The organism is Streptomyces cylindrosporus (assembly GCF_022698165.1).
GTDB lineage: Bacteria > Actinomycetota > Actinomycetes > Streptomycetales > Streptomycetaceae > Streptomyces > Streptomyces cylindrosporus.
The window spans coordinates 135,129-162,016 of the sequence record NZ_JALDAY010000001.1 but is presented as its reverse complement, the minus strand read 5'-3'; the positions used below and the strand labels follow the sequence as shown (position 1 = coordinate 162,016).

Sequence of the window (26,888 nt, the reverse complement as noted above, 5' to 3'; positions counted from 1 at the left end):
GGGGCGACCCGCTACGATGCCTTCAGTGCCGCGGTCATCCGACCTGCGGCGCCTGCTGTGCGGGCGTAGCTCAATGGTAGAGCCCTAGTCTTCCAAACTAGCTACGCGGGTTCGATTCCCGTCGCCCGCTCCACACGGCGAAGGCCCGGCGAGAGGTTCGTCCACTCTCTCCGGGCCTTTCGTTCGCGGGTGGGGCCGTTCTCAGCGGGGCCCTGCTCAGACGAGGCAGCGGGCGAGGAACCAACGGGCCTCGTGGGCGGACAGGGTCAGCGAGTCCTCGTGGCCGGCGTCGATGGACAGCACCACTTCGTCGGTCGGCCAGTGCTGGGCCAGCTGTCGCAGGGTGACGGGCCGGTAGCAGGGCACCTGGGGGAAGGCCTTGAGCATCCGCTCCTCCGAGGTGAAGACCATGACCTTCGGGGCGTCGTTCAGGCCCTCGATCACCGGCAGCACCAGCCTGACGTACTCACCGCGGCCGCGGGTGTAGCGGATCCCGCTCACCGCCGGAATGAGCACATCGCAACCCGCGAGCGCCTCCAGTGCCCGGCTGTCGGGTGCCGTGGCGAGATCCCGCAGAGCGTCCCGCGCCACCGCTTCGAACACTTCGGCCGGGATCTCCGTCATGACTCCGCACCCTTGCTGGACGAGCCGCCACCAGATAGATCGCGCCTACCCCGGATCGGCCCGGTCATGCGGGTCAGAAGCTGATCGATCAGAAGCTGATCGAGTTGATCGTTTCGGCTATCGAGTTGAGGAACCTGTTGATCGACGGGGCCATGCCGGTCGACGCCAGGAAGAAGCCGAAGAGCACCGCGACGATGGCGGGGCCGGCCTTGATCGATCCTCCTCGGATCAACACCACCAGGATGATCGCCAACAGCAGCACCACTGACAGTGAAATGGCCACAACTGATCACACCCTTGGTCGGTCCGCTCCCGGCCCGGAGGTGCCGGCCCCGCACACCCCCGCCAGAACCATCGTGCCACCAACCAGGCCCGCGTATGCGGCAGGTGAGGCATCGTCGGCCACACTGTGCCCTACCTTTGCCTGCGCCATGCACGCGACCGCACGCCCGGATCACCGACCGGTGCCGTCCGCACGGCAATTCGAGGGACAGCCGCACAGGGAATTCGACCGGTTCGTTTCCATGTCCACACAACCCGTTCGCAGGTATTTCGAATTGTTGCCACGGGCACATCAAAACCGCCGCACAATGCACCCAGTTGTCATGATTCATCCGGACTAAAAGGTGCATAACGCCAGTCTGTGGTGATGTCAACTTCCCTGATACGCAAGGTATTCGCGGGTACTCGAAGGCGAAAAGCAGGAATGACGTGGGCGGTTTTACGGATTCCCACAGACGACGCTAGGGTGCCTCAGATGTTTCACGCCGCCTCGTCCCCCGGTCAGCACAGAACGCCGCTCCCCCCGGCACAGTCGCCGCCGTCCGGAGCGCCGAGAACGCAGCGCGACGCCTTCTTCGACAACGCGAAGTACCTGGCGATCGTGCTCGTGGCGATGGCCCACTCCTGGGAGCCGCTGAAGGGCGACAGCCGCGTCCTGGAGGGCGTGTACACGGTCGTCTACACCTTCCACATGCCGGCGTTCATCGTCATCTCCGGCTACTTCTCCCGCAGCTTCGACATGCGCCCCGACCGCCTGCGGCGGCTCGTCACCGGCGTCCTGGTGCCGTATGTCGTGTTCGAGACGGCGTACTCGCTCTTCAAGCGGTACGGCGACCACGACCCGGGCATGGACATCAGCCTGCTCGACCCCTGGTACCTCACCTGGTTCCTGGTCGCGCTGTTCGTCTGGCGGCTGACCACCCCGCTGTGGAAGAGCTTCCGGTGGCCGCTGCCGCTCGCGCTCGGCATCGCCATGCTCGCCTCCGTCTCGCCGGACATCGGCGACGACCTCGATCTGCAGCGGGTGCTCCAGTTCCTGCCGTACTTCGTGCTGGGGCTGTGCATGCGGCCCGAGCACTTCCGGATGGTCCGCACGCGCGCGATGCGGATCCTGTCGGTGCCGGTGTTCGCGGCCGCCCTCGCCGTCGGGTGGTGGGCGGTGCCGCGCATGAACACGGCGTGGTTCTACCACCGTGACTCCGCGCAGGAGTTGGGCGCGCCGTGGTGGGCCGGGCCGGTCATGACGCTGGCGCTGTTCGGCTGCTCGCTGCTGCTGACCGCCTGCTTCTTCGCCTGGGTGCCGCGCCGGACGATGTGGTTCACGGCGCTCGGCGCGGGCACGCTGTACGGCTATCTGCTGCACGGCTTCCTGGTGAAGGCCGGTGACTTCTACGGCTGGTTCGACCACGACTGGATGCACCGGCCGCTCGGCGAGATCGCGGTGACGGTCACCTTCGCCGCGGCGGTCACGGTGCTGTGCACCAGGCCCGTACAGCGGGTGTTCCGGTTCGCGATGGAGCCCGAGATGAAGTGGGCGTTCAAGCCGGATCCCGCGGAACTGGCGCGGGAGCGGCAGAAGTCCGAGCAGCGGGAACCGGCCAACGCCCGGAGTTAGGACCGACCCTCCTCCAGACCGAGAAGTGCGCGCATGTGTGCGTACTTCTCGGTCAGTCGTCTGCGGGTGGCCTCGTCGGTCAGGCGGGCCAGGCGGGCCGGGTCCGCGTTGTGGGCGAGGTCCGCCTCCTTGACCAGGAGTGCTCCCGGCGTGCTGCGGATGCGCTCCGCGTACGTCTCCGGAGGCTCCCCCGGGCGCTTGGTGACGGCGAGGACGATGGCCTTCGTGCGGGGGCTCAACGCGGCCTGTTCCAGCCATTCTTCGGAGAGGGCGTCGTCCTCCACCGCGTCGTGCAGCCAGGCCGCCGCGATCTGCTCCTCGTCGCCGCCACGCGCGCGTACCCCGTCGGCGACGGCCTGGAGGTGTTCGGCGTACGGCCGTCCCGCCTTGTCGGTCTGGCCCTCGTGGGCGGCGCGGGCGATCGTCTCGACTTCGGCCGGGGTCAGCCGTGGTGGGGTCGCGGTCACTGCTCCAGTGTCTCCCTGCGCAGGGCCGCGCGGGCCGGGAGGGTCGCGGCGGTCACCCCGAGGACGACGATCGCGCCCGCGAAAGTGCCGTACACCAGCGGGGGTATGTACGGGCCCTGCCCGGTCAGGCCCTTCATCATCGGGACCAGCGTGGCCAGCGCGATGCCCGTGCCGAGGGCGATGCCGGCGAGGGCGACCATCAGGGCCTCCCAGCGGATCATGCGCAGGACCTGGCGGCGGGTGGAGCCGATGAGGCGGAGCGTGCCGAGTTCGCGGCGGCGGTCGAGGACGGTCATCACCAGGGTGTTGACGGCGGCGACGGCCGCGAAGCCGCCGAGGACGCCGGCCATGACACCGTTGGCCCAGGCGTTGAGCTCCCGGTCCAGGGACTGCGCTGTGGTGTAGTCGCCGCGGTCCAGGACGGTGCCGTACGCCTTCAGCGCCTGCTCCGTGCCGCCCTTGGTCCACAGTTCGGTGGCGAAGGCCGAGCTGACGTGGGTGGCGAGATCGCCGCGGGCCATCGTGATCTGGGACAGACCCATGCCGCGTCCGTACGTCGCCACGACCACCGGCGCGGCCTTCGTGCCGTCGGGCAGCCGCAGGTGCAGGCGGTCGCCGACCTTGACGTGGGTGGTGTCGGCAAGGTTGGCGTCGACGGCGATCTCGCCCTTTTTCAGGGACAGTCGGCCGTGTTTGAGGTCGAGATCCTGTACGGCGGTCAGGTCGCGGACGGAGCCCGTCACGCCCTGTGCCGTCGCCTGCTCCAGGGAGCCGGACGCCGGGACGAGCACGGAGGTCTTCAACAGGCCGACGGCGGCCGTGACTTCGGGGGTGCGGGCCGCCTGCCGTACGGCGTCCGGGGTCAGGCCCGGGTCCGCGGTCACCATGTGGTCGGCGAGGATGCCGTCGCGCTGCTGGGCGGCGGTGACATGGTCCGTGCTGGTCTGCATGAAGATCAGCACCGAGGAGAACGCCATGGCGAGCACGATCGGGGTGATCGCGGAGGCCAGACGGCGGGCGTTGGTACGGGAGTTGGCGGCCGCGAGCGCCGCGGGGGCGCCGGCGCCGCGCAGGGGCAGGCCGATCAGGCCGGCGCAGGCGCGGGCGACGAACGGGCCGAGCAGCGCGACGGCGAGCATGAACAGGAAGACCACGCCGAGGGCCGCGTTGGCCGCGTCCTCGCCGTTGAGGGAGGCGGACAGGCCGGCGCACACGAAGCCGCCGGCCGCGGCGGCGACGCCGAGCGGTGTACGGATCCAGCCGGGGCGCAGCCGTTCGACCGAGGCCTCGCCGAGCGCCTGGCCGGGCTTGATGCGGGAGCTGCGGTGGGCGGCGATGTAGCCGGAGAGGAGCGCGGTGAGCAGGACCGCGCCGGCGGCGGAGACGAGGGGGATCCAGGAGACGGAGAACCGGACGGCGTCCGGTACCGCTCCCCTGTCCTGGAGCTGGCCGAACCACCAGCGGGCCAGGGCGACTCCGGGCAGACAGCCGAGGGCGCCGGCGAGCGGGGCGACCAGGAGGGTCTCGGTGGCGATCGTGCGGCGGACCTGGCGCGGGGTGGTGCCGATGGCGCGCAACAGGGCGAACTCGCGGGCGCGTTGGCCTACGGCGAGGGCGACGGTGCCGGCCGCGGTGAAGACGGCGACCATGGTGGCGACGCCGCCGAAGGAGCCGCCGATGCCGATGAGGGTCTCCTTGGCCTCGGCGAGGAGGGGGTCCTCGACGGTGCCGCGGTCGTCGCCGGTGTGGATCTTGGCGTGGGCGCCGAGGGCTTGGGCGACCTGGGACTTGAGGGTCGCCGTGCTGACGCCCTGCTTCGGGAGTACGGCGATGGCGTCCACGCGGTCCGGGTGGCCGGAGACCCGTACGGCGTCGGAGTCGGCGAGCCAGAGGGTGTCGGAGGTGGCTGCGGTCGTGCCGGAGACGCGGTAGGTGCGGGGGCCGTCGGGGGTGGTGAGGGTGATGTCGGAGCCGACCGTGGCGTGGGTGCCGTGGGCGCCGTGGGCGCCGTGGGTTCCGCTGGTTCCGTTGGTGAGGACGACCTCGCCGGGGGCGGGGGCGTGGCCGGCGGTGAGCTTCTCGCCGGTGAAGGCGGTGGAGTTCCAGTTGTGGGCGGTGAAGTGGGTGCCGTGTGGGCCGCCGACCGGGAAGGTGACGTCGGCGACGGCGGTGCGTGCGCCGGGGGCTGAGGCCGCCTTCTCCACGAGGTCGGCGTCGAGGCGGGCGCGGTCGGGGAGGGGTTCGCTGTCGGCGTCGTCGCCGTGGCCGTAGGGGGCGCGTTGGTCGGCGGCGGCGACTACGGGGGCGGCGGCGTAGCGGGTGGGTGGGACGGTGGCGCGGATGCCGGTTTCCAGGAGGATGCCGCAGGCCGATACCACCATGGCGGCCATCGCGAGTGCGATGAATGTGCCGGCGAAGGTGGAGGGGCGGAAACGGAGCGTTGCGCGGGCCAGGCCGTTGGGGGTCAGCATGGGGGTGTCCGGTCGGGGTCGGGTGCGGGTGGGTTGGTGGGCACCGGGCCTTCGGCCCGGTTTGGTTTCCCACCCGCACCGCCCGTGCGGCCATCGTGGTCGGGTGCGGGTGGCCCCTGTGGGGGCTGGGCGCCGTCGGCGAGTGCGGCCGCGTGGTCCGTGGCCGGTCGGCGCCGTGGGCCGTGGCCGGTGCGGCACCGTGGTCCATGGCCGGTATGGCGCCGTGGTTCGGGCCCTCTGCGGCGCCGACGTCCGAGGCCAGTGCGGCCGCGCGGTCCATGGCCAGTACAGCCGCGCGGCCCACGGCCAGTACCGCCGCGCGGCCCACGGCCAGTGCAGCCGCGCCGTCCATGGCCAGTGCCGCGTCCTCGTCCATCGCCCATGTCGGCCCTCGGTCGATGGTCATCACGCGGCCGTCTCCGCGTACGCCGTCCGCGGAGTCGTGAGTGCCGTCATGTGGGCCGCGATGTGGGAGGCCGGGGAGCGGTTCAGGTGGGCCGCTATCTCGCCGTCCGCCAGGAACAGGACGCGGTCCGCCCATGACGCTGCCGTCGGGTCGTGGGTGACCATGACGACCGTCGCGCCGTGGGTGTCGACGGCGTCCCGCAGGAGGGTGAGGATCTCGGCGGCCGTGGTGGTGTCCAGCGCGCCGGTCGGCTCGTCGGCGAAGACGACGTCGGGGCGGGTGACCAGGGCGCGGGCGATCGCGACGCGCTGCTGCTGGCCGCCGGAGAGCTGGCCGGGGCGGCGGCGGGCCTTGTCGGCCAGGCCGACCTGGGCGAGGACCTCGGCGGTGCGGTGGCGGTCGGGGCGGTGGCCGGCCAGGCGCATCGGGAGGACGACGTTCTGCTCGACCGTGAGGGAGGGGAGGAGGTTGAAGGCCTGGAAGACGAAACCCAGGCGGGTGCGGCGCAAGGCCGTGAGCTTGTTCTCCTTCATGCCCGTGATGTCCGTGCCGCCGAGCCGGACGGTTCCGGCGCTGGGGCGGTCGAGGCCGGCCGCGCACTGCAGGAACGTGGACTTGCCGGAACCGGAGGGGCCCATCACCGCCGTGAAGGAGCCGGGCGGGAGGGTGAGGTCGATGCCGCGGAGGGCGTGCACGGCGTTGCCGCCGCGGCCGTAGCGCTTGCGGACTCCGTGCAGTTCTACGGCCCAGTCGCCTGACATGCCTGGTTCCTTCCGGTCCGGGGTGGTGCTTCGAAGCTACGGACCGGGGGTGGGATCGGGCGATGAGGGCGGCTGGCGGATGCGGGCGGGGGTAAACCCCACCCTTGGCACCCTGGTCTACAGGGGCTTCGCCGCCGCCGTCGGGCCCTCGCGGCAGATCAGCAGCAGGGCCCGGTCGTCGTTGACGTCCCGGGCGACCGCCTCGATGAGGTGCCAGGCGGCGCCGTGGAAGCCGCCGGCCACATACCGGTCGGCCTCCCCGGTGAGGCGGTCGATGCCCTCGACGATGTCCCGGTCGGAGGTCTCCACCAGCCCGTCCGTGAACAGCATCAACACGTCACCGGGCCGCAGCGACCCCTTCACGGGGTCGAACTGGGCACCGTCGTACACGCCCAGCAGCGGGCCCTCGGCCGCCTTCTCCTCCCAGCGTCCGCTGCCCGCGCTCAGCTGCAGGCCCGGCGGATGGCCCGCCGAGTACAGCTCGTAGTCGCCGGAGTCGAGGTCCAGGACCAGGTGGATCGAGGTCGCGAAGCCCTCGTCCCAGTCCTGGCGGAGCAGATAGCCGTTCGCCGCGGGGAGGAAGGCGTGCGGCGGCAGCGAGCCCAGCAGGCCGCCGAAGGCGCCCGACAGCAGCAGCGCCCGCGAGCCCGCGTCCATGCCCTTGCCGGAGACGTCCGTCAGGACGACCTCCAGGGTGCGGCCGCCGTTCGTACGGGACGCCACCACGAAGTCGCCGGAGAAGGACTGCCCGCCGGCCGGCCGCAGGGCCATCTCGCGGTGCCAGCCGTCCGGCAGCGTGGGCAGCTTGCTCTGCACCCGGATCCGCTCGCGCAGGTCGAAGAGCATGGTCCCGCCGCGCCGCCACGGCACACCGACCCGGCTGCGGAACTGCGCGACGAGCAGCCCGAAGAACCCGCAGGCGGCCACGACCAGCACCACGCCGGGCGTGACCCGCGAGGGCCCCTCGGTGTACGGGCCGAGCTTGACCGACTCCACGATCAGCGCGGTGGCGGCGGCCGCGTACAGGCCGAGCAGGCTGGCCGGGCGCAGCAGCAGCCCGCCCGCGACGATCGGGACGACCAGGGCGGCCGGTGAACACCACACGGAGTTCACGAGGGTCACGCCCGCGATCAGGGGGATGGTCAGCAGCAGTCCGGCGAGCGCGACCCAGTCCGAGCCGTCGCCGCGGAAGTAGTCCACGGCGCTTCTGCGCAGGCCGACGCGGGCCCGGTGCCACTGGATCCTCAACCGGGCCGTGAACGTCTCGGCCGCCGCGCGCCGCTCTCGTCCTGCTGCCATTAGTTCGGGACCTTATCCGTCGGACCCGCCACTTGGCACAGGAGGTACGACTTGTCCCCCATCCGAGGTTCAACTTCACAGTCACCCTTCGGACCGTGAACGCCCCGTTTTGCACAGGGGCGTTCACGAATTGTCCGGAGAAATTCCCTCGCTCGCCCCGCGGGGCCCTGGTAGGCATGGTTCATGGGGACTGACTTGCGGGCGCTCGCGGAGAGCGAGTGGGACGAGTGGTACGACAACCTGCTCCGGGCCTTCGGCGGAATGCCGGAGTCCGCCGAGGAGCGGGCGCTCTGGCGTGAGATCACCGAGACGGAGCGGTCCGTCGGCGCCTGGGACGGGGACCGGTGCGTCGGGACCGCCGGGGCGTTCAGCTTCCGGCTGACGGTGCCCGGCGGGGCCTCGGTGGCCGCGGCCGGCGTCACCATGGTCAGCGTGGCCGCGACGCACCGGCGGCGCGGGGTGCTGAGGTCCATGATGCGGCGGCAGCTGGACGACGTACGGTCCTGGGGCGAGCCGCTGGCGGTGCTGACGGCGTCCGAGCCGGAGATCTACGGCCGGTTCGGGTACGGCGCCGCGACGCAGCACGTGAACGCCGAGATCGACACGTCCCGCGTGACGCTGTCGGTGCCGCCGGGCACCGACGACGTACGGCTGCGGTACGCCTCGCCGACCGAGGCGCTGGGCGCCTGTGAGGCGGTGTACGCGCGGCTGGTGTCCCGGCGGCCGGGGATGGTGGCGCGGATCCCGGGCTGGGAGCGGCTGTGGGTGCTCGATCCGGAGGGTGAGCGGGACGGGGCCTCGCCGCTGCAGTGTGTGCTCGCGGAGCGGGAGGGCGAGGTCGTCGGGTACGCGCGGTTCCGGATCAAGCCGGAGTGGGACCACGCGGGCCCCAAGGGCACGGTGGTCCTGTCGGACGCCGAGGCCCTGGACCCGGCGGCGCACGCCGCGCTGTGGCGGTTCCTGTTCGACATCGACCTGACGTCGACGCTGAGCGCGCGCGGGCGGCCGGTGGACGAGGCGTGGCAGTACATGGTGTCCGACCTGCGGCGGTGCGGCCGGCGGCTCCGCGACTCGCTGTACGTCCGTCTGGTGGACGTGGGCGGCGCGCTGGAGGCCCGTACGTACCAGGCGCCGGTGGACGTGGTGTTGGAGGTCGAGGACGCCTTCTGCCCCTGGAACGGCGGGCGTTGGCGGCTGACCGGCGACGCGAAGGGCGCGTCCTGCGAGCGGACCGAGGACACGGCCGATCTCGCCCTGTCCGTACGGGAGTTGGGCTCGGCGTACCTCGGCGGCGTGACCCTGGGAGCGCTCGCCGCGGCCGGCCGGGTACGGGAGCTGCGGCAGGGCGCGCTGACGGAGGCGTCGCTCGCGTTCACGTCGACCGCGGCACCCTGGCTGCCGCACGGGTTCTAGCTCAGCGCCGCTGGCAGGAAGGGCACCAGAAGAGGTTGCGGGCGGCGAGGTCGGCGGTGTGGATCTCGTCGCCGCAGATGTGGCAGGGCAGGGTGGCGCGGCGGTAGACGTACACCTCGCCGCCGTGGTCGTCGACGCGCGGTGGGCGGCCCATCGCCTCCGGGGTGTGCTCGGGGCGGACGGTGTCGATCCGGTTGTTCCGGACGCCCTCGCGCATCAGCGCGACCAGGTCGGTCCAGACGGCGTCCCACTCGGCCGGGGTGACGTCCTTGCCGAGGCGGTAGGGGTCGATGCCGTGGCGGAAGAGGACCTCGGCGCGGTAGACGTTGCCGACGCCGGCGATCACCTTCTGGTCCATGAGGAGCGCGGCGATCGTCGTACGGCTGCGGGAGATCTTCTTGTACGCCGACTGCGGGTCGGCGTCGGCGCGCAGCGGGTCGGGGCCGAGGCGGGCGTGTATGGCGTCCTTCTCGGCGTCCGTGATGAGGGCGCAGGTCGTCGGGCCGCGCAGGTCGACGTACGACGTGCCGTTCGCGAGGCGGAGGCGGACGGTGTCGGTGGGCGGGGGCGCCGGGGCGTCACCGAAGCCGACCTTGCCGAAGAGCCCGAGGTGGATGTGGACCCAGTCGGTGTCCCGGAACCCGAGGAACAGGTGCTTGCCGTGGGCCTCGGTACGGGTGAGGTGGGAGCCGTCGAGCAGCTCGGCGGCGTCGGAGAACTTGCCCTGGGGGCTGGTGACGCGTGCGGGGCGGCCGGCGAAGCGGTCGGCGTAGTCCAGCGCGAGCCGGTGAATCGTATGCCCCTCGGGCACGGTTCCTGTTCCTTCCAGCCCCCAGGGGGCGATCAGTCCTGCTGCGGGTGATGCGCCGGGATCGGCGGCAGGTCGCCCGTCGTCTCGTACTCCGCCAGCATCTCGATGCGCCGCGCGTGCCGCTCGTCGCCCGAGAAAGGCGTGCCCAGGAAGGTCTCGACGAACTTCGTCGCCTCCTCCTGCGTGTGCATGCGCGCGCCCACCGCCACGACGTTGGCGTTGTTGTGCTGCCGCCCGAGCGACGCGGTCTCCTCGCTCCACGCGAGGGCCGCCCGCACGCCCTTCACCTTGTTCGCGGCGATCTGCTCGCCGTTGCCGGAGCCGCCGATCACGATGCCGAGGGCGTCGGGGTCCGCGGCCGTCTTCTCCGCGGCGCGGAGGCAGAAGGGCGGGTAGTCGTCCTGGGCGTCGTAGATGTGCGGGCCGCAGTCGACGGGGTCGTGGCCGGCCTGCTTGAGCCACTCGACGAGGTGGTTCTTGAGTTCGAAGCCGGCATGGTCGGAGCCGAGATACACGCGCATGGCTCCGAGTGTGACATGGCGGTTTCGGGGCAGCAGCCCGGGGTGTCGACCAGGAAAAATCCAAGGCCCACCACGGAACCTCAAGAAAACCTCAAGTAACGATCTGGATTCAAAGGTTCAAGAATTCCTTTGCCTGCGATTCACTGGCCCGACTCGTACAGACCCCAGTACGGGAGACCGCTCACCCGGCGCAAAGGAATTCCCCCCATGACTTCCGGGCTCCAAGCAGGCCTCAAGAACCGCCATCTGTCGATGATCGCCATCGGCGGCGTCATCGGCGCCGGCCTCTTCGTCGGCTCCAGCTCCGGCATCGCCACGGCAGGCCCCGGCATCCTCCTGTCGTACGCCCTCGTCGGCACGCTCGTCGTCCTCGTGATGCGGATGCTCGGCGAGATGTCCGCCGCCAACCCCACCTCCGGCTCCTTCTCGGCGCACGCCGACCGCGCGCTCGGCCGCTGGGCCGGGTTCTCCATCGGCTGGCTGTACTGGTTCTTCTGGGTCGTGGTGCTCGCGGTGGAGGCCACCGCCGGCGCCAAGATCCTGGAGGGCTGGATCCCGGCCGTGCCGCAGTGGGGCTGGGCGCTGATCGTGATGGTCGTGCTGACCGCGACCAACCTCGTCTCCGTCGGCTCCTACGGCGAGTTCGAGTTCTGGTTCGCCGGAATCAAGGTCGTGGCGATCGGCGCGTTCATCGTCGTCGGCGCGCTCGCGGTGTTCGGTGTGCTGCCGGGCGTCGACAGCGACAAGGCGGGCCTGGGCAACCTCACCGACCACGGCGGCTTCCTGCCGAACGGGCCCGGCGCGATCCTCACGGGCGTACTGCTGGTCGTCTTCTCCTTCATGGGCAGCGAGATCGCGACGCTGGCGGCCGGCGAGTCGGAGGACCCGCAGCGCGCGGTGACGAAGTCGACGAACAGCATCATCTGGCGGATCGGCGTCTTCTACCTGGGCTCGATCTTCGTCGTCGTCACCCTGCTGCCGTGGAACGACCCGTCCATCAAGGACAAGGGCTCGTACGTCGCCGCCCTCGACTCCCTCGGCATCGCGCACGCCGGTCAGATCATGAACTTCATCGTGCTGACGTCGGTGCTCTCCTGCCTCAACTCCGGCCTCTACACGGCCTCCCGGATGGCCTTCTCGCTCGGGCAGCGGGGCGACGCGCCGAAGGCGTTCGCGAGGACCACCTCGCGGGGCGTGCCGATGGCCGCGATCGTGGCCTCCGTCGTCTTCGGCTTCGTGGCCGTCTTCTTCAACTACCGCTTCCCGGACTCGGTCTTCCTCTTCCTGGTCAACTCCAGTGGTGCGGTGGCCCTGTTCGTGTGGCTGGTGATCTGCTTCTCGCAGCTGCGGATGCGGCGTATCATCCAGGCCGAGGCGCCGGAGAAGCTGGTCGTGAAGATGTGGCTGTACCCGTATCTGACCTGGGCGACGGCCGCGTTGATCGTGTTCGTGCTCGGCTACATGCTGACCGACACGGAGCACGACGGCCGCGAGACGGTACTGCTGTCGCTGCTGGTCGCCGCGGTCGTACTGGCCATCGCCTTCGTGAAGGAGAGGGTGCGCGGCGGACGGACGACGGCCGCGGTCGAGGACCGGGCCACGTCCAAGGACCCCGTCAAAGCACCGTGAAGCTGTCCTTGACCTTGTCGTAGGTCTTGACCGCCTGGGCCTCCACGTCCGGGTGGTACCAGATGTTGACCTGGTACGACCTGCCGTCCTGGTTGAAGCCCAGGAGGCGGGCGTGCCAGGGGACGCCGTTGACGGTGACCGTGTACTCCCAGACCACGGCCGGGTTGCCGCGGAAGGTCGTCTGCTCGAAGCGGATCTTCCGGTAGTCCCGGCCCTGGCGGGCGTTCTGCTCCGACTGCTCCCACGTCTTCACCAGGTCGCCGCGTGCCACCGAGGACTTGGCGACGAGTTCCTGGGCGGTGTCCGGGGAGGTGTAGTGCACCTCGGCCCCCGTCTTCACGTCCCGCCGCCAGCCCTTGGGGGTGGCCCAGGCGTATCCGCCGGCCTCCTCGTGGGTGCCGGGGGGCAGGGTGCGGGGGCGGGTGGTGCCCTCGACGGTGGGCGAAGGGCTGGTGGCGGACGCGGACGCGGACGGCGAGGTCGATGCCCCGTTCGCCTTGTCGCCGCCGGGCGACCCGGAGTTGGCGAGCAGCAGCACGACGACGACCGCGGCGACGGCGGCGACCCCGGCCCCCGCGAAGACTCCGATACGACGACGACCGCGCCGGGGCCCGGCAGGCGCGAGCGGACCGGCCGGACCTGCCGGACCGGACGGCTCGGCCTGGCGCTCGGGTGTCCTGAGCGGGTGGGAGCCGAGGGCAGGCCGCGTACGACGCTCGTGGTCGGCACCGTTCGGGTGCGCGGGGCGCTGGGTCGCGGGCCCCGAGGCTCGGATCAGGGAGACACCGCCGCGCTTTACGGTGGGGGGTTCGGGGGTGCCGGGGCGCGGGGCGGGGGACGCCGGGGGTGCGGCGGATTCGTCCGGGCGCGGGGCCAGGGTTGCCGGGTGGGCGGCGGATAGGTCCGGATGCGGAGCAAGCGACGCCGGGGGTACGGCGGATGCGTCCCGACCCGGGACAGGGGTTGCCGGCGGTACGGCGGATGCGTCCCGATGCGGGGCCAGGGTCGCCGGGTGGGCGGCGGGATCGTCCGAGTGCGGAGCCAGGGTTGCCGGGTGGGCGGCGGGTTCGTCCGAGTGCGGGGCCAGGGTTGCCGGGTGGGCGGCGTCGTCCTGGTGTGGGGTCGGGTTCGGTCGCGGTGGTGCTGGGACGGACGGGGTCTCGGAGCGGGCGTCCGGGCGGAGTTCGGAGGGGACTTCCGTGGAGGCGCTGGGGGTGGGCGGCTCGTCGGAGGTGGGGAAGGCGGCGGGTGTGTGGTCGCCGGTGGGGTGCGGGGCCGGTGGCCGGCGGTGGCCGAAGTCGTGGGTGTCCCTGTGGTCCGGCGGGATCGCGTCCTCGGGCTCCGGCTCGGGTTGCCTGGGGTCGTGGACGGGTCGTACGAAACGGGTCTCCAGGTAGGCGGGGGTGGGTGATTCGTTCGGGGGCCAGGGGGCCGGAGGGGTCGGTTCCTCGACCTGCTCGGCTTGCCGCACCGCCTGGTCTTCCCGAATCGCCCGGTCTTCCCGGCCTTCCCAGTCTTCCCGGCCTCCCCGGTCTTCCCGGCCTCCCCGGTCTTCCCGGGTCCCCGGCACCTCCGTCGCTTCCGATGGCCCAGGCCTCGGCCGCGGCGCCCGCTTCTCCAGTGCCACGGCGTGTTCAGGCACCGACGGGTCGGACTCCAGGTCTCCTGACGGCTCCCCTCCTGCCGGCTCGGCGACGAGGTCCGTCTCCCGCTCGGCCCCGGCGGCCTCCGCCCCGGCAGCCTCCGCCCCGGTGGCCTCCACCTCGGCCGGCGCCTGCTCCCCCGCTTCTCCCCCGCCCACCGGCAGCGTCGGCGTGGACGCGGGGAACGCGAGGGGCCGCAGGGCCTCCTCCAGGTCGGGCAGGCCCGGCCTGACCTCCGGTTCCTTCTCCAGCAGGGCCGCCAGGACCTCGCTCAACGGCCCCGCCGCGGCCGGGATCTCGGGCTCCTCGTACAGGACCGCGTGCAGGGTCGCCAGGGTCGTGTCGCGGGAGAAGGGCGAGCGGCCGCCCAGCGCCGCGCACAGCGTCGCGCCGAGGGACCAGATGTCCGAGGGCGGGCCCTGGGGGCGGCCGGAGACCCGCTCGGGGGCCATGTAGTCCGGCGAGCCGACCAGCATGCCGACCATCGTGAGCGCCTTCGCGTCCTGGATCGCGGCGATGCCGAAGTCGGTGAGGACCATGCGCTCGCCGAGCTCACCCGCGCCCTCGACCAGCACGTTGCCCGGCTTGATGTCCCGGTGCAGGACTCCGCGGGCGTGCACCTGACGCAGGGCGGCGACGAGACCCAGGCCGATGCGGGCCGTCTCACGCGCGCTCAGCGGGCCGTCCTCCACCATGATCCGTTCCAGGGAGCGGCCGTTCACCAACTCCATCACGATCCACAGGCGTTCGCCCTCGTCCACCACGTCGTAGACCCGTACGACGTTGGGGTGGTCGATCCGCGCGGTCGCCCTGGCCTCGCGCAGGGTGCGTTCACGACGGGTTCGGGTGTCCTCCGCGTCCAGGCCGTCTATCCGCATCTCCTTGACGGCGACCGGGCGGTCGAGCATTTCGTCGGCGGCTCGCCACACCCGCCCCATTCCCCCCTGCCCGATACTTTCGACCAGCCGATAACGGCCCGTCACCAGAAGCCCTGGAACACCGCCGCTCCTCAAATTCCCCGGCAAATCCACCGCACCCCCTCGACCACGCCCGGTCCACCCCGAGTGAAACACAATGGTCACACTTCATGCCGTACCAGCATAGTGCGGAGAAATCTTGTGGTAGCTCTTCAAGTACTGCGAATTCAGGCGCAGCCAAGGGGGATGTGAACATGAGTTCTCGTCGCACGACGACCATCGCGGGATCTGTGGTCGCGGCATCTTTTTCGGCGGTGATGATCCTTTCCTTCACCGCCACCGCGGACGACCAGGGGCCTGGCAGCGGCAAGGGGGGAAAGGTCATCGACGAGGCCCCGGCAGGCGTGAAGCTGACCACGCTCCTGCCTTCGAAGATCTCGGTCGACAACAGCACGCAAAAGACGGCGATCACGGCCACCGTCAAGAACGACGGGACCAAGGACAGTGGAAAGATCCAGCTTTTGGTCGTCGGTTTCGACGGCCTTACGGTCAAGAACGTTCAAGGCTGCTCCGCGATCGACAAGGGGAATCTTCCGGAGGGCTCGAACAGTGGTTTCGCCTGCCCGATCGACAATCTCGCGGCCGGTAAGTCGAAGTCGTACGCGGTGGACGCCACGTTCGACCTGAAGAAGACCGGAAAGATCTGTCTGCCCGTGCAGACCGGCGACGGAAAGAAGACGTACTGGCAGCAGGGCCCGGTTCCGTTCGGTACGAACAACCCGTCGCCGAACGCCCCGGCCACCCCGCTGCTCCTGGGCACCGACAACAAGCCCGTGGCCCCGGGCGGCGGCGCCAGTGAGCTGCCGAAGACCGGCGTCGGGCGCGACATCCTGCCGCTCGGCGCGGCGGGCGCCGCGCTGCTGACGGCCGGTGCGGCCGGCCTGTGGTGGTCGACCCGGCGGCCGACCCGGCAGCTGGGCGCCTGAGGCACCGAGGGCCCGTTATTCAGTCCGCCCGCATAACCTGACGGCAGGTGTCAGGTTATGCGGGCACTCTGTGCGCCATGAACACCGTCGACAACACCGCGGACCTGCTCGTCCTCCGTCCCGGCGACCCTGGCTACGACGACGAACTCGCCGGTTTCCAGACCGGGTTCGCGCGGCGCCCCGACGTGGTCTTCGCCGCCGCCTCGGCCGAGGACGTGGTCGCCGCCGTGCGGTACGCGGCCGAGCGCGGCCTCCCGGTCGGCGTCCAGGCCACCGGCCACGGCCTGCCCGGCGCTTTCCCGGGCGGGGTGCTCGTCACCACGCGGCGCATGGACCGGGTGAGCGTGGCCCCCGGGGCGCGTACCGTCCGCGTCCAGGCGGGCGTGCGCTGGGGCCAGGTCGTCGCGGCCGCCGAGCCGTACGGGCTCGCGCCGCTCAACGGCTCCGCCCCCGGCGTCGGCGCCGTCTCCTACACGCTGAGCGGCGGACTGGGCATCCTGGCAAGGGAGTTCGGCTACGCGGCCGACCATGTGCGCTCGCTGGACGTCGTCACGGCGGACGGCGTGCTCCGGCACGTCACCCGGGACTCCGCACCCGACCTGTACTGGGCGCTCCTCGGCGGCGGCCACAACCTCGGCGTCGTCACCGAGCTGGAGATCGACCTCGTACCCGTGAGGACGCTGTACGGCGGGTCGGTCGCCTTCGACGGGCGGGAGACCGACCCGGCGGCGCTGCTGCGGGCCTACGAGGAGTGGACGCGGACCGTGCCCGACGGGCTGACCTCGTCCTTCGCCGCCGTACCGTATCCGGACCTGCCGGCGCTGCCGCCGCAGCTGCGGGGGCGGTACGTGGTGTCCGTGCGCGTCGCGTACACCGGGACCGACGGCCCCGAAATCACCGCTCCCCTGAGGGAGTTGGGGCCCGTGCTCGCGGACTCGCTGCGGGAGATGCCGTACGCCGAGAGTCACACCATCCACAGCGACCCGGACTTCCCGCACGCCTACTACGGGGACAGCGCGGTGCTGAGCGAGCTGGACGTGGTGCGGGCCGGTGAGCTGCTCGCGCGGGTCGGGCCGGACTCCGGCGGGCCCATGTGCGTCGTCCAGGTCAATCATCTGGGCGGGGCGCTCGCCCGGCCGGCGCCGAACTCGGTGCCGTACCGCGAAGGGCGCTTCCTGGTGCGGCTGTTGGCGGCCGGGGACCGGGAGGAGGCGCGGGCGCTGCTGGATCCGGCCTTCACGCTGCTCGCCGACCTCACGCTCGGGCGGGCGCTCAACTTCGCCTTCGGGGCCGGGGACCGGGCCGAGGGGCTCTACGACGGGGAGACGCTGAAGAGGCTCGCCGGGCTGAAGTCGTCGTACGACCCGGCGAACCTCTTCCGTCACAACTACGGTGTCAGCGCTGCTTGTTGACGAGCTTCCAGGCGGTGGGCGTGACACCCATCGCCAGGGCCGCCTTCAGGGCGTCGCCGAGCAGGAACGGGGTGAGGCCGGCCGCGATCGCCGCGGACAGGGACATGTCGGCCGCGTACGCCAGGTACGGGACGCCGACGGCGTAGATGAGGGCCTCGCCCAGCAGCATGGTGCCCGCCATGCGTACGACGGAGCGGTCGGCGCCGCGGCGGGCCAGGGCGCCCACGACGGTGGAGGCCAGGATCATGCCGAGGATGTAGCCGAAGGAGACGGAGGTCCCGGAGGTGCCGCCGGCGAACCACGGCAGGCCCGCGAGACCGGCCAGCGCGTACAGGACGAGGGCGCTCAGGCCGCGGCTCGCGCCGAGCGTGGTGCCGACGAGCAGCGCGGCGAAGGTCTGGCCGGTCACCGGGACCGGGGAGCCCGGGACGGGCACGGAGATCTGGGCCGCGAGGCCGGTGAGCGCGGCGCCGCCGAGCACGAGGGCCACGTCCCGGAGGCGGGACGCGGGCAGCAGGTCGGCGAGGACCTGGGGGCGGGCGGTGGCGGAAGCGGTGCTCATGGGGACTCCGCGGGTGACGGGGACATGCTGGGACACGGTGACGCTATCCCGGCGCCCTCGAACGGATCACCATCACTCGTCGACAAAGGCCGGAGCACGGACTTGGTGGGCTCCGGACAAAGGATGCCTGTTACACCGGGCACGGCGTGACAACGGTCACTGAGGCGGGGAGGGCGTGGTCACTTCACCGGCCCGGGGGGCTGTGTGCGGTTCCGCCAAATGAATCCTAGTGGTCTGGTCTGATTCGCCCTTCCTGGCCTACCCTTCGAACCATGGTTGCCCAGGCCCGGAATCTCACGTCGCGTCGCTATGTCGACCTGCGACGGCAGGGCGCTGCCACCTGTCGCCGTCCCGGCTGAGGCGGGCGGTTCGGCGCGCCTCGGCCTCCGAGACGTGTCGGCCCCGTTCCCGAGGACGGTCTTCCATGCCCACTGCCCTGGCGTCCACTCCCGCCGCCCCCGCCTCCCCTGCCTCCCGGCGCCGTACGAGCGCCAGCGTCGTCCTGCGGTCCGTCCTCGAACACGGGCCGGTGGCGCGCTCCACCATCGCCCGGCTGACCGGTCTGTCGCCGGCGTCGGTGACGGACTACTGCGCCCGGTTCGCCGAACTCGGCCTGATCCGCGAGGCGTCCGCGCCCCGGCGCTCGAACGGGGTGGGCCGTCCGCACCTCCCCGTCGACCTGGACGACTCGCGGTTCGTGGTCGGCGGGGTGCATGTCGCGGTGCCCTACACGACCGTCGCGCTGCTCGATCTGCGCGGCCGGGTGGTGGTCCGGCGCGAGCTGCCGCACGAGCGCACCGATCCGGGGTGGGTGCTGGCACGCGCCGCCGAGGGGCTCGCGGGGCTGCTCGCGGGGGCGCCGGGCTGCCGTCCGCTGGGCGCCGGCGTCGCCGTCGGCGGCTGGGTGGACCGGGAGTCCGGGACCGTGGTGGAGCATCCGCTGCTGGGCTGGCGGGACGTGCCGGTGCGGCGGACGCTCGGCGAGCACACCGGGCTGCCGGTCCATGTGGACGGCCACGCGCGGGCGTTGGTCAACGGGGAGCGGCTGTTCGGGCGGGCCCGCGGCAGCGGCAGCGTGCTGCATCTGTTCGTCGGCAATGTGGTCGACGCGGCGTTCGCCACGGGCGACGAGGTGCACCACGGCCCGCGCTCCCAGGCGGGCGCGATCGCCCATCTGCCGGTGCCGGGCGGCACCGAGCCCTGCGACTGCGGTCAAGTCGGCTGCCTACAGGCCGAGTTGAGCGAGCGCACGCTGTGCAGGCGGGCCCGGGAGGCAGGCGTCACCGACGGCGTGAACCCCATGCACGTGGTCACCGCGGCCGCCTCGGGCGACCTTCGGGCGGTACGGCTGCTGGTGGCGCGGGCGGGTGCGATCGGGCGGGCGGCACGGCTGCTCCTCGACGTGCTCAACCCGGAGACGGTGGTGGTGACCGAGGTGGGGATCATCCACCGGGAGGACTGCCTGAGCGCGCTGCGCGCGGGGGTCGGGGCCGAGCGGGCGGCTTCCGTGCTGCCGACGAGTTTCCCGGATTCCGTGCTGGCCGTGGCGGGCGGTTCGGTGGCCCTCGACGTGCTCTACCGGGATCCGCTGGCCTCCTCACCTGAGCGGAATTAATTCAGAAACGCCGAATATTGACAGGGCTTCCGCGAAACAGCGAACATCCTGTTCATGAGCCCGCACCTGTACTGTCGCGCCCTTTGTTGCTGACACGTTGCCCCGCGTGACGCGCTCATTTCTTCTGCATGAAATGCCTTCTCGGCGATTCCTCATGCCCTTATTCAGGGAGTCCTCCCATGCCTTTTTCCCGTACGTCCGGCGTCGACCGCCGCCTGTTCCTCACCTCAGTCGTGGGCGCCGCCGCCGGTGTCGCCGGGCTGAGCGGCTGCGCCGGCAGCAGCGCGGCCGCCGACACCAAGGGCGCCTCGTCCGCGCCGCTCGCCGACAAGGTGCCGGCCGGCACCAGCCTGAAGGTCGCCTCCTATCTGAACGCCCAGCAACTCCAGTTCAAGCTGGCCAAGTTGGGCACCCTGCCCTTCACGGTTTCCAGCTGGGTGAACATCGGTGCCGGACCGGATGTCATCAACGCCTTCCGCGCGAAATCCCTGGACCTCGCCAACAACGCGGGAATTCCACCGATCCAGGCGCACTACCAGGGATTCGACGCGAAGATCGTCGCGATCGACATCACCCGCAAGCCGAATTACCTCTTCGCCACCAAGCCCGGCAGCGACATCCGCTCGGTCGCCGACTTCAAGGGGAAGAAGCTCGCGTTCTCGCAGGGCCAGGCGCAGGGCGTCGTACTCCTGCGGGCGCTCAAGCAGGCCGGGCTGAAGTACGACGAGGTGAAGCTGGTGCCGCTGACCAGCAACCAGTTCCTGACCGCCCTGCAGTCCGGCCAGGTCGACATCGCGCCGCTCGCCAACACCCAGGTGCCCGCGTATCTGCAGCAGTACGGCGCCAAGGGTGCCCGCACCATCACCACGGACGTCGTCGACCTGCTCAACCTACTCTGGGCGCCGACCTCGGTGCTCGCCGACTCCGCGAAGGCGGCGGCGGTCGCCGCGTACATCCCGTTCTGGGCCAAGGGCCAGGTCTGGCAGTACGAGAACCCGGACCGCTGGAACGAGGAGTTCTACGTCAAGACGCAGAACCTGACCCTCGCCCAGGCGAAGTCGATCTCCGACCTCGCCAACAAGCCGCTGTTTCCCCCCAGTTGGGCCGAGGCGATCAAGTGGGAGCAGGAGACCGCGGATCTGCTCGCGGAGGGCGGCTTCGTGAAGAAGTTCGACGTCTCCTCGCTCTTCGACCACCGCTTCGAGTCCATCGCCGCCCGGGCCGTACCGGCGGAGTACCGGAGGTGAGCGCCGTGACCACGACCACGACCACCGCCGCGCCGGCCGCGGTCGCGCAGGAGGGCCACCGGGTACGGCGGCGGCGCGGCCTCGCCCCCGGCAGGCGGCTGCCCGCGGCCCGGCTGACCGGCCCCGCCGTGCTGGTCGCCCTGTGGGCCGCCGCCTCCGCCGCCGGACAGCTCGACCCCGGCGCGATCCCGGCGCCCTGGACCGTGCTGCGGACGGCCGGCCGGCTGTGGACCGCCGGGACCCTGCCCACCGACATCCTGACCTCCCTCGAACGGGCCGCGTACGGCTTCGCGATCGGCCTCACCGCCGGGGTCCTGCTCGCGCTGGCGTCGGGGCTCAGCCGGGTCGGCGAGGCGCTGATCGACGGGACCGTGCAGCTCAACCGGGCGATCCCGACCCTCGGTCTGATCCCGCTGTTCATCCTCTGGCTGGGCATCGGCGAGACCTTCAAGATCGCGATCATCGCCATCGTCGTCTACATCCCGATCTACCTGAACACGCACGCGGCGCTGTCCGGCATCGACAGCCGGTACGTCGAACTCGCCGAGGTCCAGGGGCTGTCCAGGCTCCAGTTCGTCCGCCAGATCGTCGTCCCCGGCGCCCTGCCCGGATTCTTCGTGGGACTCCGGCTCGGGGTGACCGGCTCCTGGCTCGGCCTGGTGGTCCTGGAGCAGATCAACGCCACCAGCGGACTCGGCTACATGATGTTCCAGGCCCAGAACTACGGCCAGTCCGACGTGATCCTCGTCGGGCTGCTGGTCTACGGGGTCTTCGGCCTGGTCTCCGACAGCGCGGTCCGTCTCGTCGAACGGAGGGTGCTGTCATGGCGCCGCACACTGAGCAGCTGACCCGGCCGGCCGTCCGGATCCGGGGCCTTACACGGTCGTTCGAGGGTCGTACGGTCCTCGACGGCATCGACCTCGACATCCCCGCCGGGCAGTTCGTGGCCCTCCTCGGGCACAGCGGGTCCGGCAAGAGCACGCTGCTGCGGGCCGTCGCGGGGCTGGACCACAACGTGACCGGAAGCGGGCGGCTGACCGCGCCGGAGCGGGTGTCGGTCGTCTTCCAGGACTCCCGGCTGCTGCCCTGGCGGCGGGTGCTGGACAACGTACTGCTGGGGACCGGGGGCGAGGAGAAGGGGCGCGCGGCTCTCGCCGAGGTCGGGCTGAAGGGGCGCGAGCGGGCCTGGCCGGGCGAGCTGTCCGGCGGCGAGGCACAGCGGGCGGCGCTCGCGCGGTCGCTGGTCCGCGAGCCCGAACTCCTGCTGGCCGACGAGCCGTTCGGCGCGCTGGACGCCCTGACCCGGATCAGGATGCACGCGCTGCTGCGGGAGCTGTGGAAGGCCCACCAGCCGTCCGTGCTGCTGGTCACGCACGACGTGGACGAGGCGATCGTGCTGGCCGACCGGGTGCTGATGCTGGACCAGGGCCGCATCGGCCTGGACCTGACGATCGACCGCCCGCATCCGCGCTCGTACCGGGACCCCCTGTTGGGCGAGTACCGGGAACGGCTGCTGGCCGCGCTGGGTGTCACGGAGGACGCCTCGTGACCGCGCCTGTGGGGGCTGCCGCCCCCAGACCCCCGCTTCGGCCTGAACGGCCTCGTCCTCGAACGCCGGACGGGCCGAGTGGCCCGCCCCCACGCCCGCAAGCAAAGGACCACGCATGACCCGCCGGCTCCACCTCAACGCCTTCCTCATGAACACCGGTCACCACGAAGCCTCTTGGCGGCTCCCCGAGAGCGACCCCTACGCCCATGTCGAGCTCGGTCACTACGTGCGGCTCGCCCGGACCGCCGAACGCGGCACCTTCGACTCGCTGTTCCTCGCCGACGGGCCCCAGCTGTGGGGCAGTGTCGCGCAGCGGCCCGCCGGCGCACTCGAACCGCTCACGCTGCTGACCGCGCTGGCGACCGCCACCGAGCACATCGGCCTGATCGCCACCGCGTCGACCTCCTACAACTCCCCCTACAACCTGGCCCGCAAGTTCGCCTCGCTGGACATCATCAGCGGCGGCCGGGCCGGCTGGAACATCGTCACCACGGCGGGCGCGGAGGCCGCCCGGAACTTCGGTCTCGACGCCGAGCCCGCGCACGCGGAGCGGTACGCCAGAGCCGGCGAGTTCCTGGACGTCGCCCTCAAGCTCTGGGACAGCTGGGAGGACGACGCGATCCTCGGCGACAAGGAGACCGGCGTCTGGGGCGACGACACGAAGATCCACCCGCCCCGGCACCGGGGCACGTACTTCAGCGTCGAGGGCGCCCTCAACGTGCCCCGCTCGCCGCAGGGTTACCCGCTGCTCGTGCAGGCGGGCTCCAGCGAGGACGGCAAGAACTTCGCCGCCCGGTACGCGGAGGCCGTCTTCACCGCCCAGCAGACCCTCGCCGACGCGCAGGCCTTCTACGCCGACCTCAAGTCCCGTACGGCGGCGGCCGGGCGCGACCCCGAGCACATCAAGGTGCTGCCCGGGATCGTGCCGGTCGTCGGGTCGACCGAGGCCGAGGCGCGGGCGAACGAGCAGGTGCTGGAGGACCACATCGTGCACCGGCACGGGGTGGCCAATCTGGAACGGCTGCTGCAACTCCCGGAGGGGACGCTGGAGTTGGACGCCGAGCTGCCCTCCGAGCTGCCGCCCGAGAGCGCCATCGAGGGCGCCAGGAGCCGGTACACGCTGATCGTGGAGCTGGCCCGGCGCGAGCGCCTCACCGTCCGGCGGTTGATCGGGCGGCTCGGCGGCGGGCGCGGTCATCTCACCTTCGCCGGTACGCCCGAGCAGGTCGCCGACGCCATCGGGACCTGGTTCGCCCAGGGCGCCGCCGACGGCTTCAACATCATGCCCGCCGTGCTCCCCTCGGGCCTGGAGACCTTCGTCGACCAGGTCGTGCCGATCCTGCGCCGCCGGGGTCTGCTGCGCACGGAGTACGGCCCCCGCCAGACCCTGCGGGAGCGCTACGGCCTCCCCCGCCCCGCCAACCAGTACGCACCCCGGGAAAACGCCCTCGTCTGAAAGGACCCGCACATGTCCGGCATCGAGATCCAGAAGGTCACCGCGAACATCGGCGCCCGCGTCTCGGGCGTCGACATCTCCCAGCCGCTCGGCGAGGAGACCGCCGCCGCGATCCGCGAGGCGCTCAACGTCCACAAGGCGCTCGTCTTCGACGACGTCGACCTGGACGACGCGTCCCAGCAGGCCTTCGTCCGCCACTTCGGCGACGTCACCACCGCCCACCCGACGGTCTCCTCCGTCGACGGCGTCCCCAATGTGCTGCCTGTCGACAGCGAGCGCGGCCGGGCCGCCAACCACTGGCACACCGACGTCACCTTCGTCCTCAACCCGCCGCAGGCCAGCACCCTGCGCTCGATCACGATCCCGCCGTACGGCGGCGAGACCCTGATCGCCAGCTCGGCCGCCGCCTACCGCCAACTGCCCCAGTCCCTGCGCTCGTTGGCGGACACGCTGTGGGCCGAGCACACCAACGACTACGACTACGCCGTACCGGAGGAGGAGGTCGACGAGGAACAGGCCGCCCAGCGCGCCCAGTTCACGTCCATCAAGTACCGCACGGTCCACCCGGTGGTGCGCGTGCACCCGCTGACCGGTGAACGCGGGCTGTTCATCGGCGGGTTCGCGCAGCGGATCGTCGGGCTGTCGCCGGGCGAGTCCCGGAAGATCCTCGACCTGCTGCAGGCGTACGTGACCCGGCCGGAGAACGTCCTGCGCCACCGCTGGTCGGAGAACCAGCTCGTCCTGTTCGACAACCGCATCACCCAGCACTACGCCGTCGACAACTACGACGGTCTGCCGCGCCGCCTGCACCGGGTGACCGTCGCCGGTGACATCCCGGTCGGCATCGAGGGCAAGGAGAGCTACTCCATCGAGGGCGACGCCTCGCACTACACGACCGTGGCCGCGTAGTCACCGGCCCTGGGGGTTTGCGCGGGAGTAGTTGCTGGTAGGTTGCTGTTGCGAGTTATTCGCAATAAGAGCTTGAGGGGATACGTCATGCCCGTCTACACGCTGCCTGACCTGCCGTACGACTACTCCGCGCTGACCCCCGTGATCAGCGCCGAGATCATCGAGCTGCACCACGACAAGCACCACGCCGCTTATGTGAAGGGCGCCAACGACACGCTGGAGCAGTTGGCGGAGGCTCGGGACAAGGAGAGCTGGGGGGCCGTCAACGGGCTGGAGAAGAGCCTCGCCTTTCATCTGTCCGGGCACATCCTGCACAGCATCTACTGGCAGAACATGGCCGGGGGCGGGGACGGTGGCGGGGAGCCGCTGGCGGTGGACGGGGTCGGGGAGCTGGCCGACGCCATCGCCGAGTCGTTCGGGTCGTTCGGCGGGTTCAAGGCGCAGTTGTCGAAGGCCGCCGCGACCACGCAGGGGTCGGGGTGGGGTGTGCTTGCGTATGAGCCGCTGAGTGGGCGGCTGATCGTCGAGCAGGTCTACGACCATCAGGGGAACGTGGGGCAGGGCTCCACCCCGATTCTCGTGTTCGACGCCTGGGAGCACGCCTTCTATCTGCAGTACCGGAATCAGAAGGTCGACTTCATCGAGGCCATGTGGGCCGTCGTCAACTGGCAGGACGTGGCCCGTCGTTACGCCGCCGCCAAGTCCCGGGGGGATGCGTTGCTGCTCGCTCCTTGAGCAGGCGACGAAAGCGTCCTGCCTCGTGATCGTCTTCTCAACCTTCGCCGGGCGGGCGGAATGACGGAAGCCCCCGGGAGGACGTGACTCTCGGGGGCTTCCTGTGACAGGGGCTTCCTTTGCAAGGGGCTAGGGCTTGCGGGCCAGGCCGCCGTGCTGGCCGATCGGGGTTGTGTCCGCGCCGGGTGCCGGGCGCCACAGGGGGACCGAGACCACGCCCGGTTCCACCAGGTCCAGGCCGTCGAAGTACGCCGTGATCTGGTCCACCGGGCGCAGGAAGTACGGCACCGCGCCCGTCTCGTTGTACGCGTCCTGCGCCTGTTCGTAGGCCTGGTCGGTGCCGCGGGAGCCGTCGTTGACGGAGAGGTAGCTGCCCGAGGGCAGGCCCGCGACCAGGCTGCGGACCAGGGAGCGGGCCTTGTCGTAGTCGGCCACGTGGCCGAGGATGCCGCTGAGGATCAGGGCCGTCGGCTGTGTGAGGTCCAGCGTCTTCGCGGCCGCCGCGAGGATGGCGTCCGGGTCGTACAGGTTCAGGTCCTCGTACGCCGTCACGCCCTCCGGCGTGGACGTGAGCAGGGCGCGGGCATGGGCCAGGACCAGCGGGTCGTTGTCGACGTAGACGATCTTCGCCTCGGGGGCGCTGCGCTGGGCGACCTCGTGGGTGTTGTCGACGGTGGGCAGGCCGGTGCCGACGTCCAGGAACTGCCGTACGCCCGCCTCCTCCACCAGGTACCGGATGCTGCGCCCGAGGAAGGCGCGGCTGGCGCGGGCGATGGTGACGATGCCGGGGAAGACGGCGGTGTAGGCGTCGCCGGCCGCCTCGTCCACGGGGTAGTTGTCCTTGCCGCCCAGCCAGTAGTTCCAGATGCGGGCCGAGTGGGGTACCGAGGTGTCGATCTCCGTCATGTGCCCATGGTGCTACGGGAGGTCGGGCTCGCACGGCACATTGAGGGAGAGAAGTGCGGCGAAACCGTCGTCGTTCACGGTGAGTTCGCTGATGGCCGCGTTGCGCAACCGGGGGAACACCCTGCGGTAGTGGGCGGGCGGGATGTGGAGGAGTGTGCACAGCACCAGGCGGAGCAGGGTGTTGTGGGCGACGACGAGGACGCGTCGGCCGGGGTGGGCGGCGGCGATGCGGCGCAGCGCGGCTTCGCCGCGGGCGGCGGCGGTCAGTGGGTTCTCGGCGCCGGGGAAGGGGTTGGCCACGGGGTCCTCGCGGAAGGCGTGGGCCGCGTGCGGGTTCTCGGCGGCGAATTCGGCGAGGGTACGGCCTTCCAGGGCGCCGAAGTCGCATTCGCGGAGGTCGGGTTCGCGGTGCGGGGTGAGGGCGAGGGCGTGGCAGGCGGGCTCGGCGGTGATGACCGCGCGGGAGAGGGGGGAGGTCCAGATGGCGTCGACCGGGTGGGTGGCCGCCCAGCGGCCGAGTGCCTCGGCCTGGGCTCTGCCCGTGTCGGTGAGGGGGACGTCGCTCGCTCCGGCGTAGCGGTTCTCGGCGTGCCAGACGGTCTCGCCGTGGCGGGCCAGGAGGAGGGTGGTCGTGGTGGTGCTCATCGCGCGG

General features: G+C 71.3%; 24 protein-coding genes and 1 tRNA gene. 13 read left to right on the top strand and 12 right to left on the bottom strand.

The features are described from left to right. The first annotated feature begins 59 nt into the window (after positions 1-59). Positions 60-133: transfer RNA gene (locus MQP27_RS00720), tRNA-Gly, on the top strand. Positions 134-216: 83 nt separating this feature from the next. Here MQP27_RS00720 and MQP27_RS00715 read toward each other — a convergent pair. Continuing rightward, positions 217-624, bottom strand: coding sequence for an SseB family protein (locus MQP27_RS00715; protein WP_242759076.1), 408 nt, complete (start codon positions 622-624; stop codon positions 217-219). Between the two features lie 88 nt (positions 625-712). Then, entirely contained in the window at positions 713-907 is a 195-nt protein-coding gene (locus MQP27_RS00710; RefSeq protein ID WP_016435177.1) for a hypothetical protein, read from the bottom strand. Positions 908-1,381: 474 nt separating this feature from the next. On the opposite strand from MQP27_RS00710, the gene MQP27_RS00705 reads away from it, so the two are divergent. Then, positions 1,382-2,521, top strand: coding sequence for an acyltransferase family protein (locus tag MQP27_RS00705; protein ID WP_242759075.1), 1,140 nt, complete (start codon positions 1,382-1,384; stop codon positions 2,519-2,521). Here the strand turns inward: MQP27_RS00705 and MQP27_RS00700 are convergent. The 4 genes from MQP27_RS00700 to MQP27_RS00685 all read right to left on the bottom strand — a co-directional run bounded on the left by MQP27_RS00700 (position 2,518) and on the right by MQP27_RS00685 (position 7,925). Further along, entirely contained in the window at positions 2,518-2,988 is a 471-nt protein-coding gene (locus tag MQP27_RS00700) for an HD domain-containing protein (protein ID WP_242759074.1), read from the bottom strand. The genes MQP27_RS00705 and MQP27_RS00700 overlap by 4 nt on opposite strands. Next, the gene (locus tag MQP27_RS00695; protein ID WP_242759073.1) at positions 2,985-5,459 is read right to left on the bottom strand and encodes an FtsX-like permease family protein; all 2,475 of its coding nucleotides are present in this window, start codon (positions 5,457-5,459) and stop codon (positions 2,985-2,987) included. Before MQP27_RS00695 ends, MQP27_RS00700 begins: the two co-directional genes overlap by 4 nt. A 405-nt stretch (positions 5,460-5,864) precedes the next feature. After that, complete coding sequence (locus tag MQP27_RS00690) at positions 5,865-6,626, bottom strand: ABC transporter ATP-binding protein (protein ID WP_242759067.1); 762 nt, start codon at positions 6,624-6,626, stop codon at positions 5,865-5,867. Between the two features lie 117 nt (positions 6,627-6,743). Continuing rightward, on the bottom strand, positions 6,744-7,925 hold the full coding sequence (locus MQP27_RS00685) for a PP2C family protein-serine/threonine phosphatase (RefSeq protein WP_242759066.1): 1,182 nt from the start codon (positions 7,923-7,925) through the stop codon (positions 6,744-6,746). A 183-nt stretch (positions 7,926-8,108) separates the two neighbouring features. Between MQP27_RS00685 and MQP27_RS00680 the strand changes: the two genes are divergently transcribed. Then, a complete protein-coding gene (locus MQP27_RS00680) occupies positions 8,109-9,338 on the top strand; it encodes a GNAT family N-acetyltransferase (RefSeq protein ID WP_242759065.1) in 1,230 nt (409 codons plus the stop codon). Between the two features lies 1 nt (position 9,339). On the opposite strand, the gene MQP27_RS00675 is transcribed toward MQP27_RS00680, so the two are convergent. Beyond that, positions 9,340-10,149, bottom strand: a complete 810-nt coding sequence (locus MQP27_RS00675; RefSeq protein WP_242759064.1) for an Fpg/Nei family DNA glycosylase — start codon at positions 10,147-10,149, stop codon at positions 9,340-9,342. Between the two features lie 32 nt (positions 10,150-10,181). Then, complete coding sequence (locus MQP27_RS00670; RefSeq protein WP_242759063.1) at positions 10,182-10,670, bottom strand: ribose-5-phosphate isomerase; 489 nt, start codon at positions 10,668-10,670, stop codon at positions 10,182-10,184. 207 nt (positions 10,671-10,877) lie between these two features. Between MQP27_RS00670 and MQP27_RS00665 the strand changes: the two genes are divergently transcribed. After that, positions 10,878-12,299, top strand: coding sequence for an amino acid permease (locus MQP27_RS00665; RefSeq protein WP_242759059.1), 1,422 nt, complete (start codon positions 10,878-10,880; stop codon positions 12,297-12,299). Here the strand turns inward: MQP27_RS00665 and MQP27_RS51940 are convergent. Continuing rightward, the gene (locus tag MQP27_RS51940; protein ID WP_242759058.1) at positions 12,286-14,880 is read right to left on the bottom strand and encodes a serine/threonine-protein kinase; all 2,595 of its coding nucleotides are present in this window, start codon (positions 14,878-14,880) and stop codon (positions 12,286-12,288) included. The genes MQP27_RS00665 and MQP27_RS51940 overlap by 14 nt on opposite strands. A gap of 233 nt (positions 14,881-15,113) precedes the next feature. Here MQP27_RS51940 and MQP27_RS00655 point away from each other — a divergent pair, with 233 nt between their 5' ends. Next, positions 15,114-15,845, top strand: coding sequence for a hypothetical protein (locus MQP27_RS00655; RefSeq protein WP_242761298.1), 732 nt, complete (start codon positions 15,114-15,116; stop codon positions 15,843-15,845). Positions 15,846-15,922: 77 nt separating this feature from the next. After that, entirely contained in the window at positions 15,923-17,257 is a 1,335-nt protein-coding gene (locus MQP27_RS00650) for an FAD-binding oxidoreductase (RefSeq protein WP_242759057.1), read from the top strand. Here MQP27_RS00650 and MQP27_RS00645 read toward each other — a convergent pair. Further along, positions 17,241-17,819: a biotin transporter BioY gene (locus MQP27_RS00645; protein WP_242759054.1), complete on the bottom strand. Its 579-nt coding sequence runs from the start codon at positions 17,817-17,819 to the stop codon at positions 17,241-17,243. The two genes, MQP27_RS00650 and MQP27_RS00645, sit on opposite strands and share 17 nt — an antisense overlap. Before the next feature lie 424 nt (positions 17,820-18,243). Here MQP27_RS00645 and MQP27_RS00640 point away from each other — a divergent pair, with 424 nt between their 5' ends. From MQP27_RS00640 to MQP27_RS00610, 7 genes are all read left to right on the top strand, one after another. Then, the gene (locus MQP27_RS00640) at positions 18,244-19,434 is read left to right on the top strand and encodes an ROK family protein (RefSeq protein WP_242759053.1); all 1,191 of its coding nucleotides are present in this window, start codon (positions 18,244-18,246) and stop codon (positions 19,432-19,434) included. Between the two features lie 179 nt (positions 19,435-19,613). Further along, positions 19,614-20,681: an ABC transporter substrate-binding protein gene (locus tag MQP27_RS00635; protein ID WP_242759052.1), complete on the top strand. Its 1,068-nt coding sequence runs from the start codon at positions 19,614-19,616 to the stop codon at positions 20,679-20,681. Then, complete coding sequence (locus MQP27_RS00630; RefSeq protein ID WP_242759048.1) at positions 20,678-21,529, top strand: ABC transporter permease; 852 nt, start codon at positions 20,678-20,680, stop codon at positions 21,527-21,529. Before MQP27_RS00635 ends, MQP27_RS00630 begins: the two co-directional genes overlap by 4 nt. After that, on the top strand, positions 21,505-22,230 hold the full coding sequence (locus tag MQP27_RS00625) for an ABC transporter ATP-binding protein (RefSeq protein ID WP_242759046.1): 726 nt from the start codon (positions 21,505-21,507) through the stop codon (positions 22,228-22,230). The genes MQP27_RS00630 and MQP27_RS00625 overlap by 25 nt, the downstream gene beginning before the upstream one ends. 115 nt (positions 22,231-22,345) lie before the next feature. Continuing rightward, a complete protein-coding gene (locus MQP27_RS00620; RefSeq protein ID WP_242759042.1) occupies positions 22,346-23,686 on the top strand; it encodes an LLM class flavin-dependent oxidoreductase in 1,341 nt (446 codons plus the stop codon). Between the two features lie 12 nt (positions 23,687-23,698). Next, complete coding sequence (locus MQP27_RS00615) at positions 23,699-24,595, top strand: TauD/TfdA dioxygenase family protein (RefSeq protein WP_242759041.1); 897 nt, start codon at positions 23,699-23,701, stop codon at positions 24,593-24,595. An 87-nt stretch (positions 24,596-24,682) separates the two neighbouring features. Further along, the gene (locus tag MQP27_RS00610; protein WP_242759040.1) at positions 24,683-25,330 is read left to right on the top strand and encodes a superoxide dismutase; all 648 of its coding nucleotides are present in this window, start codon (positions 24,683-24,685) and stop codon (positions 25,328-25,330) included. Positions 25,331-25,459: 129 nt separating this feature from the next. Here MQP27_RS00610 and MQP27_RS00605 read toward each other — a convergent pair whose 3' ends face one another. Together MQP27_RS00605 and MQP27_RS00600 are read right to left on the bottom strand one after the other, a co-directional pair. Continuing rightward, the gene (locus MQP27_RS00605) at positions 25,460-26,236 is read right to left on the bottom strand and encodes an SAM-dependent methyltransferase (RefSeq protein WP_242759038.1); all 777 of its coding nucleotides are present in this window, start codon (positions 26,234-26,236) and stop codon (positions 25,460-25,462) included. Positions 26,237-26,248: 12 nt separating this feature from the next. Further along, entirely contained in the window at positions 26,249-26,881 is a 633-nt protein-coding gene (locus MQP27_RS00600; RefSeq protein WP_242759036.1) for a histidine phosphatase family protein, read from the bottom strand. Positions 26,882-26,888 lie beyond the last annotated feature (7 nt).

Coding starts and splice junctions, on each gene's coding strand:
- MQP27_RS00715 (WP_242759076.1), bottom strand. CDS start 624: ATGACGGAGATCCCGGCCGAAGTGTTCGAAGCGGTGGCGCGGGACGCT.
- MQP27_RS00705 (WP_242759075.1), top strand. CDS start 1,382: ATGTTTCACGCCGCCTCGTCCCCCGGTCAGCACAGAACGCCGCTCCCC.
- MQP27_RS00695 (WP_242759073.1), bottom strand. CDS start 5,459: ATGCTGACCCCCAACGGCCTGGCCCGCGCAACGCTCCGTTTCCGCCCC.
- MQP27_RS00690 (WP_242759067.1), bottom strand. CDS start 6,626: ATGTCAGGCGACTGGGCCGTAGAACTGCACGGAGTCCGCAAGCGCTAC.
- MQP27_RS00685 (WP_242759066.1), bottom strand. CDS start 7,925: ATGGCAGCAGGACGAGAGCGGCGCGCGGCGGCCGAGACGTTCACGGCC.
- MQP27_RS00680 (WP_242759065.1), top strand. CDS start 8,109: ATGGGGACTGACTTGCGGGCGCTCGCGGAGAGCGAGTGGGACGAGTGG.
- MQP27_RS00670 (WP_242759063.1), bottom strand. CDS start 10,670: ATGCGCGTGTATCTCGGCTCCGACCATGCCGGCTTCGAACTCAAGAAC.
- MQP27_RS00665 (WP_242759059.1), top strand. CDS start 10,878: ATGACTTCCGGGCTCCAAGCAGGCCTCAAGAACCGCCATCTGTCGATG.
- MQP27_RS51940 (WP_242759058.1), bottom strand. CDS start 14,880: ATGGGGCGGGTGTGGCGAGCCGCCGACGAAATGCTCGACCGCCCGGTC.
- MQP27_RS00655 (WP_242761298.1), top strand. CDS start 15,114: ATGAGTTCTCGTCGCACGACGACCATCGCGGGATCTGTGGTCGCGGCA.
- MQP27_RS00650 (WP_242759057.1), top strand. CDS start 15,923: ATGAACACCGTCGACAACACCGCGGACCTGCTCGTCCTCCGTCCCGGC.
- MQP27_RS00645 (WP_242759054.1), bottom strand. CDS start 17,819: ATGAGCACCGCTTCCGCCACCGCCCGCCCCCAGGTCCTCGCCGACCTG.
- MQP27_RS00640 (WP_242759053.1), top strand. CDS start 18,244: ATGCCCACTGCCCTGGCGTCCACTCCCGCCGCCCCCGCCTCCCCTGCC.
- MQP27_RS00635 (WP_242759052.1), top strand. CDS start 19,614: ATGCCTTTTTCCCGTACGTCCGGCGTCGACCGCCGCCTGTTCCTCACC.
- MQP27_RS00625 (WP_242759046.1), top strand. CDS start 21,505: ATGGCGCCGCACACTGAGCAGCTGACCCGGCCGGCCGTCCGGATCCGG.
- MQP27_RS00620 (WP_242759042.1), top strand. CDS start 22,346: ATGACCCGCCGGCTCCACCTCAACGCCTTCCTCATGAACACCGGTCAC.
- MQP27_RS00615 (WP_242759041.1), top strand. CDS start 23,699: ATGTCCGGCATCGAGATCCAGAAGGTCACCGCGAACATCGGCGCCCGC.
- MQP27_RS00610 (WP_242759040.1), top strand. CDS start 24,683: ATGCCCGTCTACACGCTGCCTGACCTGCCGTACGACTACTCCGCGCTG.
- MQP27_RS00605 (WP_242759038.1), bottom strand. CDS start 26,236: ATGACGGAGATCGACACCTCGGTACCCCACTCGGCCCGCATCTGGAAC.
- MQP27_RS00600 (WP_242759036.1), bottom strand. CDS start 26,881: ATGAGCACCACCACGACCACCCTCCTCCTGGCCCGCCACGGCGAGACC.